The following is a 15,373-nucleotide window of genomic DNA, read 5'->3' as shown; positions in this document are numbered from 1 at the left end:
TATCAGAAAAATGTCACGTCACGCGGTGAGCGAGGCTTTAAGAAGCGCTGGTGCACTTCTTTAAAAGTGGTTGTGTCGCAACGGTTCAGCCACTCATAAGCGACCATATCAGCCGTGACCGCTACGGCGCCGCGGGCACAGGCGCGTTCTCGGGCTAACCTTGCTTCGTCTTTACGACGGCTAGCCGTCGCCTCACTGAGCCAAAACACCTCGTAGCCCGCTTCCAGCAAACCAAGCGCACTCTGTAATACACAGATGTGCGCTTCTGTTCCACATATCACTATCTGCCGTGCTTTCTGGGCTTGTAAAGCATTGGCAAACTCAGGCTCTTCCATTACGCAAAAATGACGTTTTTGCCACACCTGCTGCTCGCCTAGCGCACTCAATAACGCAGGCGCCGTGCTTCCTAACCGTTCTGGATACTGCTCGGTTAACCATACTGGCACCTGCAGCGCCTCGGCAACGCCTGCCAACCAGGCAGCCTCTTCTATAGCGGCTTCGCCACCCTCAATAACGGGCAATAGGCCCGCTTGAAAATCGACAATTAACAGCAGACTTTGTTGATGATGTAAGCGCACTTTTTCACCTTGTTTTTGTCTTTATAAATGTTATGCAGCATAACCTACTTACCAAGTTACACGGTAAACTAGCCACTCCTTATTTTCCACCTAGCGCTTCTTGGCGCATACCCCCCAACTCCACCGAGCTCATTGGAGAATCAAAATGTTACGACAATTTTTCGCTATGCTGCTGGTCAGCGTTATAGGCTTCAGCGCCGCTATTGAGCACGCAGAAGCACGCCGCCTGGGCGGTGGTGGCAACACAGGAAGCATGTCTCGTTCAGCGGATCGTCCTGCGAGCACTCCTGCTCAACAGCAGCAGGTACAGCAACAACAGAACCAAGCGGGTACAGCAGCGGCACGTAGAGGCGGTATGGGGGGCATGATGGGCGGCCTACTCGCAGGTGGCCTGCTAGCGGCGCTCTTCTTTGGCGGCGCCTTCGATGAGCTGCGCATCATGGACTTATTGGTGATGGTAGGCGTGGCCGCCTTAGCCATTTTCGCTTTTCGCGTCTTTATGCGGCAGCGACGCCCTGCCTCGGCCACTGCGGCAGGCTATCAACGTGAGCATCAAGAGACCCAGCCTGCACCTCACAACTTCGCCGCTGCCCCCGGCAGCTTGGCTAGCGGCTTACAGAGCACCCCTGCATGGTTTGATAAAGAGCGTTTTCTCGGCGGTGCTAAAGAGCACTTTATGACGCTTCAGCGTGCCTGGGATAACAACGACTTCACTCAGATCCAGGAGTACGTAACGCCTGAGCTTTATAACCTATTACGCCAGGAGCGTGCTGAAGAGCCCGCTAATAACAGCACAATGGTCGTTAAATTATTCGCTGAGCTTGGTGATATCAATGAGTACGATGACACTGCCGAAGCCACTGTTATTTTCCACGGCATTTTAGAGGAAAACGGCGAGCAAACAGAGTTCAATGAGACTTGGCACTTAACCCGCTTAATGCGCGACCAGGCGCCCTGGTACTTACAAGGGATTGAGCAAAACCCCGGCGCATAGTGCAGGCATGTAAACGAATTAATGCTTTAAACGCAAAACAGCCGCTTTAGCGGCTGTTTTGCTTATACACCACACAAAATTTTACTTGGGGGTACGCGTTCGGCCAGACAGGTTATTCTTCAGCTGCCTCTTCAATGTTTTCGCCCATCTCTTCAATACTTTCACCAGCGCTTTCCATGCTTTCATCAATACTTTCGCCAGCCTCTTCTGCAGGGCCTTGGTTATCACAGGCAGCCAACCCGCCCATCATCGCAACCATCAGCAATGCTAGTGCAAGCTTCTTCATTAACGGGGTACTCATATTGCCTCTCCTCCTGAGATATTACTTCGATAATAGGTACCTTCTCATATTAGTTGCTCGACACGCCTACTGCCACCACAGCCTAGTAACCTCTTGTTATTTAATTTCTTAAAACGACTGTTTCAAGAAAAATTGGCAGCTTCGCGTATATCCTTACATAGATCAGAAAAAGCAAAAAGCCCCGCGCTGGCTGCGTACGGGGCTTGAACGTGATGGCGCACTTATCGAGCACGCAACAAAAAACCCAGCCGGATGGCTGGGTTTTTTGCGGTATAAGTGCCTGACGATGACCTACTCTCGCATGGGGAGACCCCACACTACCATCGGCGCTAAGCGGTTTCACTGCTGAGTTCGGCAAGGGATCAGGTGGTTCACGCTCGCTATGGTCGTCAGGCGTAACAGGTAATGCATATCATGCTGAACAGGTAATGCGTGTTTTGTGATCGTCTCTTGTCAGCAAGCGGCGTGGCTTGCTGCTGCGTATCCGGTTTTCGTTATCACTGCGACCAGACCCCTTGGGTGTTATAGGGTCAAGCCTCACGGGCCATTAGTACACGTTAGCTCAACGCCTTGCAGCGCTTCCACACCGTGCCTATCAACCAGCTGGTCTCGCTGGGCCCTTTAGGAGGCTCTAGGCCTCAGGGATGTCTCATCTTGAAGGGGGCTTCCCGCTTAGATGCTTTCAGCGGTTATCCTGTCCGACCATAGCTACCCGGCAATGCCACTGGCGTGACAACCGGAACACCAGAGGGTCGTCCACTCCGGTCCTCTCGTACTAGGAGCAGCTCTTCTCAAACATCCAACGCCCACGGCAGATAGGGACCGAACTGTCTCACGACGTTCTAAACCCAGCTCGCGTACCACTTTAAATGGCGAACAGCCATACCCTTGGGACCGACTTCAGCCCCAGGATGTGATGAGCCGACATCGAGGTGCCAAACACCGCCGTCGATGTGAACTCTTGGGCGGTATCAGCCTGTTATCCCCGGAGTACCTTTTATCCGTTGAGCGATGGCCCTTCCATACAGAACCACCGGATCACTAGAACCTGCTTTCGCACCTGCTCGACGTGTCTGTCTCGCAGTCAAGCACCCTTATGCTCTTGCACTCATTGCACGATGTCCGACCGTGCTGAGGGTACCTTCGTGCTCCTCCGTTACTCTTTGGGAGGAGACCGCCCCAGTCAAACTACCCACCACACACTGTCCTCGATCCGGATAACGGACCTGAGTGAGAACGCCAATGATGCCAGGCTGGTATTTCAAGGTTGGCTCCACCCGAACTGGCGTCCGGGTTTCAAAGCCTCCCAGCTATCCTACACAGGCAACATCAGCGTCCAGTGTGAAGCTATAGTAAAGGTTCACGGGGTCTTTCCGTCTAGCCGCGGGTACACCGCATCTTCACGGCGATTTCAATTTCACTGAGTCTCGGGTGGAGACAGCGTGGCCATCATTACGCCATTCGTGCAGGTCGGAACTTACCCGACAAGGAATTTCGCTACCTTAGGACCGTTATAGTTACGGCCGCCGTTTACCGGGGCTTCAATCAAGAGCTTCGCCTTACGGCTAACACCATCATTTAACCTTCCGGCACCGGGCAGGCGTCACACCCTATACGTCCTCTTACGAGTTAGCAGAGTGCTGTGTTTTTACTAAACAGTTGCAGCCACCTGGTATCTTCGACCGGTTCGGGCTGAGAGAGCAAGTCTCGTCACCCTACGCCGGCGTGCCTTCTCCCGAAGTTACGGCACCATTTTGCCTAGTTCCTTCACCCGAGTTCTCTCAAGCGCCTTGGGATTCTCACCCTGACCACCTGTGTCGGTTTGGGGTACGGTCGCACATGATCTGAAGCTTAGAGGCTTTTCCTGGAAGCGTGGCATTGATGACTTCGACACCGTGGTGTCTTCGTCTCGTGTCTCGGCCTTAAAGGGTCCCGGATTTACCTAAGACCCCAGCCTACTCACTTTCACCAGGACAACCAACGCCTGGCTCACCTAGCCTTCTCCGTCCCCCCATCGCAATCATGTCCGGTACGGGAATATTGACCCGTTTCCCATCGACTACGCCTTTCGGCCTCGCCTTAGGGGCCGACTCACTCTGCTCCGATTAGCGTCGAACAGAAACCCTTGGTCTTCCGGCGAGGGAGTTTTTCACTCCCTTTATCGTTACTCATGTCAGCATTCGCACTCGTGATACCTCCAGCGAACTTCTCAATTCACCTTCATCGGCTTACACGACGCTCCTCTACCGCGCATTCCTAAGAATGCACCCGTAGCTTCGGTACCTGGTTTAGCCCCGTTACATCTTCCGCGCAGGCCGACTCGACTAGTGAGCTATTACGCTTTCTTTAAAGGATGGCTGCTTCTAAGCCAACCTCCTAGCTGTCTGAGCCTTCCCACATCGTTTCCCACTTAACCAGGATTTGGGGACCTTAGCTGACGGTCTGGGTTGTTTCCCTTTTCACGACGGACGTTAGCACCCGCCGTGTGTCTCCCACGCTCGCACTCACCGGTATTCGGAGTTTGCCTCGGGTTGGTAAGTCGGGATGACCCCCTAGCCGAAACAGTGCTCTACCCCCGGCGGTGATACGTGAGGCGCTACCTAAATAGCTTTCGAGGAGAACCAGCTATCTCCGAGCTTGATTAGCCTTTCACTCCGATCCACAAGTCATCCAAATCTTTTTCAACAGATCCTGGTTCGGGCCTCCAATTGATGTTACTCAATCTTCACCCTGCTCATGGATAGATCGCTCGGTTTCGGGTCTATATCCAGCGACTGTGTCGCCCAGTTAAGACTCGGTTTCCCTACGGCTCCCCTAAACGGTTAACCTCGCCACTGAATATAAGTCGCTGACCCATTATACAAAAGGTACGCAGTCACAGAACAAGTCTGCTCCTACTGCTTGTACGCACACGGTTTCAGGATCTATTTCACTCCCCTCTCCGGGGTTCTTTTCGCCTTTCCCTCACGGTACTGGTTCACTATCGGTCAGCCAGGAGTATTTAGCCTTGGAGGATGGTCCCCCCGTCTTCAGTCAAGGTTTCTCGTGCCCCGACCTACTCGATTTCACATGATCAGATTTTCGACTACGGGGCTATCACCCGCTACGGCCACGCTTCCCAGCGTGTTCGCCTAATCAGTCTCATGCTTAAGGGCTGGTCCCCGTTCGCTCGCCGCTACTAGGGGAATCTCGGTTGATTTCTTTTCCTCAGGGTACTTAGATGTTTCAGTTCCCCTGGTTCGCCTCTTACGCCTATGTATTCAGCGCAAGATACTCAGCTTATGCTGAGTGGGTTTCCCCATTCAGAGATGCCCGGGTCACAGGTTGTTTGCCACCTCGCCGAGCCTTATCGCAGGCTACCACGTCTTTCATCGCCTCTGGCTGCCTAGGCATCCACCGTGTGCGCTTCATTGCTTGACCCTATAACCCGAAGGAGTCTGGGATTCACAATGATAACGATTGCCGGATACGCTTGAGACGTATCACAAAACAATTTACGTATAAACACTTCTTAGAAGTGTTTATGTCAGCATGATATACATTGTTAAAGAGCGACTGCTATGCGCAGTGATAAGCGTTCTTTCACGTTAAAAAAAGAGAGAAGACCTTTCTTTTCTTTTAATGTGAAAAAAGCATTCGCTTATCACTGCGTATCAACAGCATTCTGATCAGGTAATTCATTGTGAGCGCTTACCGCGAGGATGATGCATCGTTTAAGGAGGTGATCCAGCCGCAGGTTCCCCTACGGCTACCTTGTTACGACTTCACCCCAGTCATGAACCACACCGTGGTGATCGCCCTCTTGCGTTAGGCTAACCACTTCTGGTGCAGTCCACTCCCATGGTGTGACGGGCGGTGTGTACAAGGCCCGGGAACGTATTCACCGTGACATTCTGATTCACGATTACTAGCGATTCCGACTTCACGGAGTCGAGTTGCAGACTCCGATCCGGACTGAGACCGGCTTTTCGGGATTAGCTCACTCTCGCGAGTTGGCAACCCTTTGTACCGGCCATTGTAGCACGTGTGTAGCCCTACTCGTAAGGGCCATGATGACTTGACGTCGTCCCCACCTTCCTCCGGTTTGTCACCGGCAGTCTCCTTAGAGTTCCCGGCATTACCCGCTGGCAAATAAGGACAAGGGTTGCGCTCGTTACGGGACTTAACCCAACATTTCACAACACGAGCTGACGACAGCCATGCAGCACCTGTCTCTGCGTTCCCGAAGGCACCAAGTGATCTCTCACAAGTTCGCAGGATGTCAAGAGTAGGTAAGGTTCTTCGCGTTGCATCGAATTAAACCACATGCTCCACCGCTTGTGCGGGCCCCCGTCAATTCATTTGAGTTTTAACCTTGCGGCCGTACTCCCCAGGCGGTCGACTTATCGCGTTAACTTCGCCACAAAGTGCGCTAGGCACCCAACGGCTGGTCGACATCGTTTACGGCGTGGACTACCAGGGTATCTAATCCTGTTTGCTACCCACGCTTTCGCACCTCAGTGTCAGTGTCAGTCCAGAAGGCCGCCTTCGCCACTGGTATTCCTCCCGATCTCTACGCATTTCACCGCTACACCGGGAATTCTACCTTCCTCTCCTGCACTCTAGCTTGACAGTTCCGGATGCCGTTCCCAGGTTGAGCCCGGGGCTTTCACAACCGGCTTATCAAGCCACCTACGCGCGCTTTACGCCCAGTAATTCCGATTAACGCTTGCACCCTCCGTATTACCGCGGCTGCTGGCACGGAGTTAGCCGGTGCTTCTTCTGCGAGTGATGTCTTTCCTAGGGGGTATTAACCCCTAGGCGTTCTTCCTCGCTGAAAGTGCTTTACAACCCGAGGGCCTTCTTCACACACGCGGCATGGCTGGATCAGGGTTGCCCCCATTGTCCAATATTCCCCACTGCTGCCTCCCGTAGGAGTTCGGGCCGTGTCTCAGTCCCGATGTGGCTGATCATCCTCTCAGACCAGCTACGGATCGTTGCCTTGGTGAGCCATTACCTCACCAACTAGCTAATCCGACATAGGCTCATCCAATAGCGGGAGCCGGAGCCCCCTTTCTCCCGTAGGACGTATGCGGTATTAGCCTGGGTTTCCCCAGGTTATCCCCCACTACCGGGCAGATTCCTATGCATTACTCACCCGTCCGCCGCTCGTCAGCATCTAGCAAGCTAGACCTGTTACCGCTCGACTTGCATGTGTTAGGCCTGCCGCCAGCGTTCAATCTGAGCCATGATCAAACTCTTCAGTTTAAAATCATTGTGATGCTTACCTGTCACTCGAAAGCAACAGAAGCGCATCAAACTTGGCTCAAGGTTCAAACGAATTCAAAAGATGTGAACATCTTTCTTGTGCGCTTGCCTTGATATTTGGTGATTTACCACCCTCATCGGCAAGCGCCCACATGAATTACCTGATCAAATTGTTAAAGAGCTGTTTCGCTGTGCTGGCTCGATGACCTGAACCGTGTTGCCTCAGCGAGGAAGGCGTATTCTACGCATTTCCTGGTGGTTGTCAACCGCTGTTTTCAGTGACTGAATTCAGCGAACGAGGCGAGCTAACTAACGACTCTAACCTACTGACAAACCGAAGGTTTTCACCTTCATGCACCGCTGGTAACGCTTGGCGTCCCCGGCAGCGGATGCGTACTTTACGGATTCGCGGCCGGGTTGGCAAGGGCTTTTGTGAAAAAGTTTTTAAAAGGTTCAAGCGAGCGTCACACGGGCGTAACGTTTCTTACCTGCCTGGATAACGTACACCTTACCGGTCGCCAACATAGTGTCTTGAGCAACGACTTCGCCATCCACTTTGACACTGCCGTTTTTCAGCATGTCTTTCGCCTGGGCGCTGTTCTTGGTTAAGCCTGAGCGATTAAGCACCGTCGCAATCGGAGCCTGCTCACTGCCTTCAAAATCGACGTCTACTTCTGGCAGGTCTTCCGGCAGCTCACCGTCGGCCAGCTGGTTGCCCGCCGACTTGTGCGCATTCGCAGCGGCTTCATCGCCGTGGTAGCGGGCGATAAGTTCGCGTGCCAGCTCCATTTTCACATCGCGCGGATTAGTCCCCTGCTCAACGCCCTGCTTAAGCGCCTCAATCTCTTCGTTTGATTTCAGCGAGAGCAGTTCGAAGTAACGCCACATTAAGCTGTCCGGCATAGAGACCAGCTTATTGAACATAGCGCCCGGTGCTTCATCGACCCCGACATAGTTACCCAGTGACTTGGACATTTTCTGCACGCCGTCCAAACCTTCCAGCAGTGGCATCGTAATCACCACCTGGGGCTCCTGGCCAAAGTGCTTTTGAATCTCACGACCCATGAGCAGATTAAACTTCTGATCGGTACCGCCCAATTCGATATCGGCTTCTAGTGCGACGGAGTCATAGCCCTGCACCAGCGGGTAAAGAAACTCATGAATCGCAATCGGCTGATTGGCTTTGTAGCGTTTTTCAAAGTCATCACGCTCCAGCATACGCGCAACGGTACTTTGCGCTGCCAGTTCAATCATTTTGGCCGCGGTTAACTCGCCAAACCATTCCGCATTGAAGCGCACCTCGGTTTTTTCTGGATCGAGGATTTTAAACACCTGCTCTTTATACGTTTCCGCATTCGCTTTGACGTCAGCCTCTGTCAGCGGCTTGCGGGTCACATTTTTACCGGTTGGGTCACCGATGCGGCCGGTGAAATCACCAATCAGAAAGATGACGGTGTGGCCGAGGTCTTGAAACTGACGCATTTTGGTCAGCAGTACGCTGTGACCCAGGTGTAAATCAGGTGCCGTGGGATCGAACCCAGCTTTAATACGCAGCTTACGACCGGACGCGAGCTTTTTACGCAGCTCCTCTTCTACCAGGATTTCATGCGTACCCCGCGACAGCAGCGCTAACGCCTGATCCACCTCACTCATTGCCTCTCTCCATGTACTATGTGCCGTTAAAAACATTTAAATGATGACTGGTGGGCGATATTACCACGCCCTACCGCCTTGGTTGAGCCTTCACTCCGTTTTGGATAACCCGGACTATGAAAACCTCGCACCCTTCGTCACCCGCCTACTATATTGGTTTAATGTCTGGCACTAGCCTGGACGGTATTGATGCAGCGCTGGTTGCCATCGCACCTGATCATACGCCTCAGCTTTTGGCCACCGCGGCCATCGCTATGCCAGACACATTGCATGAGAAGCTGCTGCACCTCTGTCACGCACCCTCTGCAAGCTTTGCCGAGCTGGCTGACGCCGAGGATGCCTTTTGCCGAGTGCAAGCCAAGGCTGTTCAAACGCTATTAGCGGAACAAAAGCTGACCCCGAAACAGATAACGGCAATCGGCAGCCACGGCCAGACAATTGAGCACGCTCCTCAAGGTCACCAAGGTGGCCCTGCCTATACCCTACAGTTAGATAACCCAAGCCTTTTGGCAGAGCTCACCGGCTGCACCGTGGTCGCCGACTTTCGACGCCGCGATCTTGCCGCTGGCGGCCAGGCGGCACCGCTGGCCCCGGCCTTTCATCAAGCGCTGTTTGGGCAGCGCCCAGGTGAGCAACTGGTGCTGAATTTAGGCGGCTTTGCCAATCTCACTTGGCTTCCTCAGGAGCAGGAGCGCACCGTGGTAGGCTTCGACACCGGCCCAGCGAACGTGCTGCTCGACGCTTGGTTTGCCAAGCATTACCCAGGGCGCTTTGATGACAACGGCGCATGGGCTGCCAGCGGCCACATTGACCCAGCGCTGCTCGCCCGCCTGCTGAAGGAACCCTTCTTCCATCAGCCGCCACCCCGCAGCACGGGTCGTGAACTCTTTCATTTGGCGTGGTTAGAGCAACACTTAAGCGGTAACGAGACCCCACAGGACGTTCAAGCCACACTGGCTGAACTCACTGCGGTCAGCGTGGCACAGGGCGTTACGCAGCTGCCGCTTAGCCAGCCCTCCGCGGCCCTTTTGGTATGCGGCGGCGGTGCTCACAATGCGTATTTGATGGAAAGGTTAGCCGCGCACCTGTCTCAATTAACGCTACTTTCCCCTGCTACGCTGGGCTGGCCGGAAGACTGGATTGAAGCCGGGGCTTTTGCCTGGCTAGCTCACCAGCGCCTGCATGGACTGCCGGGCAATTTACCGTCTGTAACCGGCGCCAGTGGCCCGCGCGTATTAGGCGGCATTTACGCTCCCTAGCAGCGTCACGCGTTAATAATCATCGCCGTCGCGCAACGCCAAATGGGGGGATACCTGCGCGGCCAGCGATGTACCGCTGGTCGCCGCATCGCCATGCTTAATCATCAGCCGCAGGTCATTGGCAGAGTCCGCGTGCGCCAGCGCGACCTGCTGACTGATTTGCTCCGCTTGGTAAAGCGCGTAAAGGGCTTGATCAAACGTTTGCATCCCCGCATCTTGAGAAGCTGCCATGGCTGACTTCAGCTCATCGATACGGCCTTTTCGTATGAGGTCCACCACACGAGGGGAAGAGAGCATAATTTCAATCGCTGCGCAGCGCCCTCCCTGCTGAGTCGGTAACAGCTGCTGTGCCACCACTGCACGAAGGTTGAGCGATAGATCCATGCGTATTTGCTCATGCCGCTCATGAGGAAAAAAGTGGAGGATGCGCTCTAACGCTTGATTAGCATTATTAGCATGCAGCGTGGCAAGGCAAAGATGCCCCGTTTCAGCAAAGGTAAGGGCGTGCTCCATGGTTTCCCGAGTACGCACTTCGCCAATCAAGATCACATCCGGCGCTTGGCGAAGTGTGTTTTTCAGCGCCACCTCGAAGGACTCCGTATCCACCCCCACTTCACGTTGATTAACGATACCGCGCTGATGCGGATGCAAATACTCGATAGGGTCTTCGATGGTGATGATGTGTCCACCCACCGAGACGTTGCGCTCTTGAATCATGGCCGCTAGCGTGGTTGATTTACCCGTGCCTGTTCCCCCCACTACCAGCACCAGCCCGCGCTTGGCGTTAGCGAGTTCAGCGAGCTTACTGGGCACACCCAGTGCCGTGAGTGTGGGAATTTCTTGAGCAATTCGGCGCACCACCATGGCCGGTTCATTACGCTGCTGAAAAGCGCTGACCCTAAAGCGGCCTTTGTGCTCAAGGCTTAGGGCGAAATTTGCCTCGTGCTCTAACGCAAACCGCTCCCGCTGCATGTCCGGTACTGCGCTTATCACCAGACTGCGTACTTGGCTGGGCGAAAGCGGTTGCCGGCCCAACGGCACCAGCCCCTGGGAGGTTTTCAAACTTGGCGGCGCGCCTACCGAAATCAATAGGTCCGCCGCCTGCTGTTCAATCATAATGGCCAGCAGTTGATGCAACCACTGGGAGGCTGTCATACCGTTTGTTGGCTCACTCATGCGTTACTCGTCCCCTAACGAAAGCGTCCCTTTTGCACGTGCTTGAGCATCCTCCATACTCACTACCCCCTCTTTGACCAATTTAGCCAGCGAGGCATTTAAGGTTTGCATACCCAGGTTGCCCCCCGTTTGAATGGCCGAATAAATCTGCGCCACTTTATCCTCACGAATGAGATTTCGAACGGCAGCGGTCGCAATCAATATCTCGTGGGCCGCCACGCGCCCGCCGCCCTGGCGTTTTAATAGCGCCTGCGACACAACGGCCTGAAGCGACTCCGACAGCATCGAGCGCACCATGGATTTTTCCTCACCTGGGAACACATCAATAATCCGATCGATGGTTTTGGCAGCGGAGGTTGTATGCAGCGTGCCAAACACGAGGTGCCCCGTTTCTGCAGCGGTCAGCGCTAGGCGAATCGTTTCCAAATCGCGCAGCTCGCCTACTAAGATAACGTCCGGGTCTTCACGTAAGGCGCTGCGTAGTGCGCTGTTGAAGCTGCGCGTATCGCGATGCACTTCGCGTTGATTGATTAAACAGCGCTTACTGGCATGCACAAACTCCACCGGATCTTCGATGGTCAGAATGTGCTCAAAGCGATGATCGTTAATGTAATCAATCATCGCGGCGAGCGTCGTGCTTTTACCCGACCCAGTTGGCCCCGTCACAAGCACCAACCCACGGGGCAGCATCGCCAGGCGCTCGAACACCTCACCAAGGCCCAGCGCCTGCATAGAAAGCACATCATTCGGGATAGTACGAAAAACCGCGCCCACGCCGCGCGCTTGGTTAAACGCATTGACCCTAAACCGCGCCACCCCCGGCACGTCAAATGAAAAGTCGGTTTCCAAGTGCTCTTCATAGTCGCGGCGCTGCTGATCGTTCATGATGTCGTAGATCAACCGCCTTACTTCGCTGTTGTCCATCGCCGGCACATTAAGCCGACGAATATCGCCATCAACACGTATCATGGGGGGGAGACCCGCAGAAAGGTGCAGGTCGGATGCATTCTGCTTTGCCGAGAATGCCAGCAGTTCGGTAATATCCATCTCTCTTTCCCAGCTGCGTTAAGGTGCTTGAGTATGACAGACATCGCGCTCCCCGAAACACTCGCCGCTGCGCGCGAGCGCCTACAGAAGGCACTAGAAAACGCTAACCGCCCGCTTGATAGCGCGACGTTACTGGCAGTGAGCAAAACCAAACCGGCCTCGTTGATTCGGCAGGCTTGGCAGCTTGGTCAGCGGGAGTTTAGTGAAAACTACCTTCAAGAAGCGCTGGAGAAACAGGCTGAACTCGCCGACCTAGACGATATTGTGTGGCATTTCATCGGCCCACTGCAGTCTAACAAAACCCGTTCAGTCGCCGAAAATTTTGCCTGGATGCACAGCGTCGAGCGCGTAAAAATTGCCAAACGCTTGAGCGAACAGCGTCCGGAACATCTCGCGCCGCTCAATATTTGCCTACAGGTTAATATCAGTCGCGAGGCTTCCAAGTCAGGCGTTATGCCTGAAGAGGTTGTCGCACTGGCTCGCGAGGTTGCCGCCCTGCCTCGGCTACAGCTGCGAGGTTTAATGGCAATTCCTGCTCCCGCTGATAGCCTCTCTGCGCAACGGGCACCCTTTGCAGAGCTGCGTCAACTCCTCATAGAACTGCAAACCGTGCTGCCTGAAGCCCCTCTGGATACGCTTTCTATGGGCATGAGCGATGACCTGGAAGCGGCCATTTTTGAGGGCGCGACTCTGGTACGCTTAGGAACGGCTATTTTTGGTGCCCGGTGAAGCACTTAGTGCACTCGGGTAGCCGCAACCGTTACGCTTACAACACAGCCGCTGAGTGCGGCCCACTTTCAACATAGGATACCCATATGGCGAGCAAGATCACCTTCATTGGCGCAGGCAATATGGCCAGTGCCATTATCGGCGGACTCATCGAAAGCGGCGCTGCCCCATCAGACATTACCGCCACAGCCCCTAACGAGAGTGAACTGGCCGCGTTAAAGCAGCGCCTGGGGATAAATACTCAGACTGACAATAACGCTGCTATTGAACAGGCTGATGTGGTCGTCCTCGCGGTCAAACCACAAATTATGCACGACGTGTGTGACGCCATGCGCGACAGCGTGCAGCAACAAGCCCCGCTGATTATTTCTATTGCAGCAGGTCTCGATGCCGACACTATTGACCAGTGGCTAGGCGGCGGTAACGCACTGGTACGCTGCATGCCCAACACCCCGTCACTTGTCGGCATTGGCGCTAGCGGCCTTTATGCGAACGCGGCGGTAAGCGATACGCAGCGCACACTGGCTACCCAGCTAATGGAAGCGGTTGGCATTGCCGAATGGGTTGACGACGAGCACCTGCTGGATGCCGTCACCGCGGTATCAGGTAGCGCGCCCGCCTATTTCTTTTTGATGTTTGAGGCGATGGAAGAAGCCGCCGTTAAACTTGGTCTGCCTGCTGCCACGGCACGACGCCTAGCGATCCAAACCGCCCTGGGTGCCGCCACCATGGCACAAACGAGCGACAAAGATCCCGCTACGCTTAAACAGAATGTGATGTCACCGGGCGGCACCACCGAACGCGCCATACAACACATGGAAGATGCGCAGCTGCGCACCACCATTGCCGATGCCATGCAGGCCTGCGCCGACCGTGCCCAAGCAATGGCCAAGGAACTCAGCGCAAGCTAAGCCAAATTTAACGCAACGGAGACGCCGCCATGGGCAGCCAAGTGGGTAGTGCCGGGTTATTGTTAGTGAACACCCTGATCAACATTTATTTATTCTTATTAATGCTGCGCTTTCTGCTGCAGGCATCGCGAGCGGATTACTACAATCCGCTAAGCCAATCGGTAGTGAAAATCACCCAGCCAGTGGTAGGCCTATTCCAAGGTTTTTTAGGCCCCGTTGGCGGTCGGTTTGATTTGGCAACGCTGGCCGCGGGTTTTGTGCTTAAAATAGCCAGTATTATAGGTATCTTCATGGTGATTGGCATGGGAATGCCACCCATCGCCGGGGTCTTAATTGCAGGCGTCGCCGCTTTAGCCAATGCCATTTTGAAGATCTACTTCTTTGCCATGATCGTAATGATCATCTTGAGCTGGGTAGCGCCTAACGCTAGTCACCCTGGTGCGCTGCTGGTCATGCAACTCGTTGAGCCCATTATGGCGCCTGTGCGCAAAGTTATCCCGCCATTGGGAATGATAGACCTATCGCCGATCGTCGTATTTATCGCTATTAACATCGTAGATGGCGTCGTGGTGGGGTCGTTAATTCGCGCTGCTGGCATGCCTGGAACACTGGTAGGGCTTTAAATGTTAGGGCTTTAAATTTAACGCCAAGTTCAGCAGAACTTATTTTCAGCGGGACTTATTTTTGCAGGACTAGCGCTTTCGATGCCTGATTCAGACACTCTTTCAGACACGCTTGTATCAAGCGATTGGCCAGCGGACTCCGTTGGCCTTATCACGCCGCATGTGGCCAAGTTTGACACCCCCCTGTCGCTTGCCTGCGGCAAGGCACTGCCCGAGTACGAGCTTATTTATGAGACCTACGGCACGCTGAACGCCGAGCGTACGAACGCCGTATTAATTTGCCATGCACTGTCAGGACATCATCATGCGGCGGGTTACCACAGCGCTGATGACCGCAAGCCAGGCTGGTGGGATGCTCATATCGGCCCCGGCAAATCCATCGATACCAACCGCTTTTTCGTGGTGTCACTCAATAATCTAGGCGGCTGCCACGGCAGTACGGGTCCGGTGAGCCATAACCCGGAAACGGGCCGCCAATGGGGGCCGGACTTCCCCATGGTTACCGTCAGTGACTGGGTGGCCAGCCAAGCACGTTTAGCCGACCATCTGGGCATTGAACGGTGGGCTGCGGCGGTGGGCGGCAGCCTGGGCGGCATGCAGGTGCTGCAGTGGACGATCACTTATCCCGAGCGCGTTGCTAACGCGGTGGTAATCGCAGCGACGCCGCGTCTTTCTGCACAAAACATCGCCTTTAACGAAGTCGCCCGTCAAGCAATACGCTCTGACCCTGAGTTTTTTGATGGCTGGTATGCCGAGCACGACACCGTCCCCAAGCGAGGGCTAAAACTCGCCCGCATGGTGGGGCACATTACCTACCTCTCCGAAGACGCCATGGGCAGCAAGTTTGGCCGCGAC

General features: G+C 54.5%; 11 protein-coding genes and 3 rRNA genes. 6 read left to right on the top strand and 8 right to left on the bottom strand.

The genetic code is table 11. The features are described from left to right. Positions 1–2 precede the first annotated feature (2 nt). Positions 3–578, bottom strand: coding sequence for an isochorismatase family protein (locus LOS15_RS00070; RefSeq protein WP_263067290.1), 576 nt, complete (start codon positions 576–578; stop codon positions 3–5). Between the two features lie 145 nt (positions 579–723). Here LOS15_RS00070 and LOS15_RS00065 point away from each other — a divergent pair, with 145 nt between their 5' ends. After that, the gene (locus tag LOS15_RS00065; RefSeq protein ID WP_263067289.1) at positions 724–1,572 is read left to right on the top strand and encodes a Tim44 domain-containing protein; all 849 of its coding nucleotides are present in this window, start codon (positions 724–726) and stop codon (positions 1,570–1,572) included. A gap of 112 nt (positions 1,573–1,684) precedes the next feature. Here LOS15_RS00065 and LOS15_RS00060 read toward each other — a convergent pair whose 3' ends face one another. The 5 genes from LOS15_RS00060 to tyrS form a co-directional block, all read right to left on the bottom strand. Further along, positions 1,685–1,873, bottom strand: coding sequence for a hypothetical protein (locus LOS15_RS00060; protein ID WP_263067288.1), 189 nt, complete (start codon positions 1,871–1,873; stop codon positions 1,685–1,687). Between the two features lie 278 nt (positions 1,874–2,151). Beyond that, positions 2,152–2,267: ribosomal RNA gene (rrf, locus tag LOS15_RS00055) — 5S ribosomal RNA — on the bottom strand. 132 nt (positions 2,268–2,399) lie between these two features. Continuing rightward, positions 2,400–5,293, bottom strand: a 23S ribosomal RNA gene (locus LOS15_RS00050). A gap of 294 nt (positions 5,294–5,587) precedes the next feature. Then, positions 5,588–7,120: ribosomal RNA gene (locus tag LOS15_RS00045) — 16S ribosomal RNA — on the bottom strand. Together the 16S, 23S and 5S rRNA genes form the textbook arrangement of a ribosomal RNA operon. 453 nt (positions 7,121–7,573) lie before the next feature. Then, a complete protein-coding gene (gene tyrS / locus LOS15_RS00040) occupies positions 7,574–8,773 on the bottom strand; it encodes a tyrosine--tRNA ligase (protein WP_263067286.1) in 1,200 nt (399 codons plus the stop codon). A 116-nt stretch (positions 8,774–8,889) separates the two neighbouring features. On the opposite strand from tyrS, the gene LOS15_RS00035 reads away from it, so the two are divergent. After that, positions 8,890–10,032: an anhydro-N-acetylmuramic acid kinase gene (locus LOS15_RS00035; RefSeq protein WP_263067284.1), complete on the top strand. Its 1,143-nt coding sequence runs from the start codon at positions 8,890–8,892 to the stop codon at positions 10,030–10,032. A 12-nt stretch (positions 10,033–10,044) separates the two neighbouring features. Here LOS15_RS00035 and LOS15_RS00030 read toward each other — a convergent pair whose 3' ends face one another. Continuing rightward, the gene (locus tag LOS15_RS00030) at positions 10,045–11,208 is read right to left on the bottom strand and encodes a PilT/PilU family type 4a pilus ATPase (RefSeq protein ID WP_317629618.1); all 1,164 of its coding nucleotides are present in this window, start codon (positions 11,206–11,208) and stop codon (positions 10,045–10,047) included. A 3-nt stretch (positions 11,209–11,211) separates the two neighbouring features. Beyond that, positions 11,212–12,255: a type IV pilus twitching motility protein PilT gene (locus tag LOS15_RS00025; protein WP_263067282.1), complete on the bottom strand. Its 1,044-nt coding sequence runs from the start codon at positions 12,253–12,255 to the stop codon at positions 11,212–11,214. Between the two features lie 33 nt (positions 12,256–12,288). Here LOS15_RS00025 and LOS15_RS00020 point away from each other — a divergent pair, with 33 nt between their 5' ends. From LOS15_RS00020 to metX, 4 genes are all read left to right on the top strand, one after another. Further along, on the top strand, positions 12,289–12,984 hold the full coding sequence (locus LOS15_RS00020) for a YggS family pyridoxal phosphate-dependent enzyme (RefSeq protein ID WP_263067281.1): 696 nt from the start codon (positions 12,289–12,291) through the stop codon (positions 12,982–12,984). A gap of 86 nt (positions 12,985–13,070) precedes the next feature. Further along, positions 13,071–13,895 (top strand): pyrroline-5-carboxylate reductase, encoded by an 825-nt coding sequence (gene proC, locus LOS15_RS00015; RefSeq protein ID WP_263067279.1) that lies wholly within the window; start codon positions 13,071–13,073, stop codon positions 13,893–13,895. Between the two features lie 29 nt (positions 13,896–13,924). Next, positions 13,925–14,518 (top strand): YggT family protein, encoded by a 594-nt coding sequence (locus tag LOS15_RS00010; RefSeq protein ID WP_263067278.1) that lies wholly within the window; start codon positions 13,925–13,927, stop codon positions 14,516–14,518. 81 nt (positions 14,519–14,599) lie between these two features. Next, positions 14,600–15,373: homoserine O-acetyltransferase MetX (metX, locus tag LOS15_RS00005; protein WP_263067276.1), on the top strand; the 774-nt coding region annotated here is incomplete at its 3' end.

It is taken from the genome of Halomonas sp. 7T, from assembly GCF_025643255.1.
GTDB lineage: Bacteria > Pseudomonadota > Gammaproteobacteria > Pseudomonadales > Halomonadaceae > Vreelandella.
The sequence above is the reverse complement of the archived record's forward strand: the minus strand, read 5'-3'. Positions and strand labels throughout refer to the sequence as shown.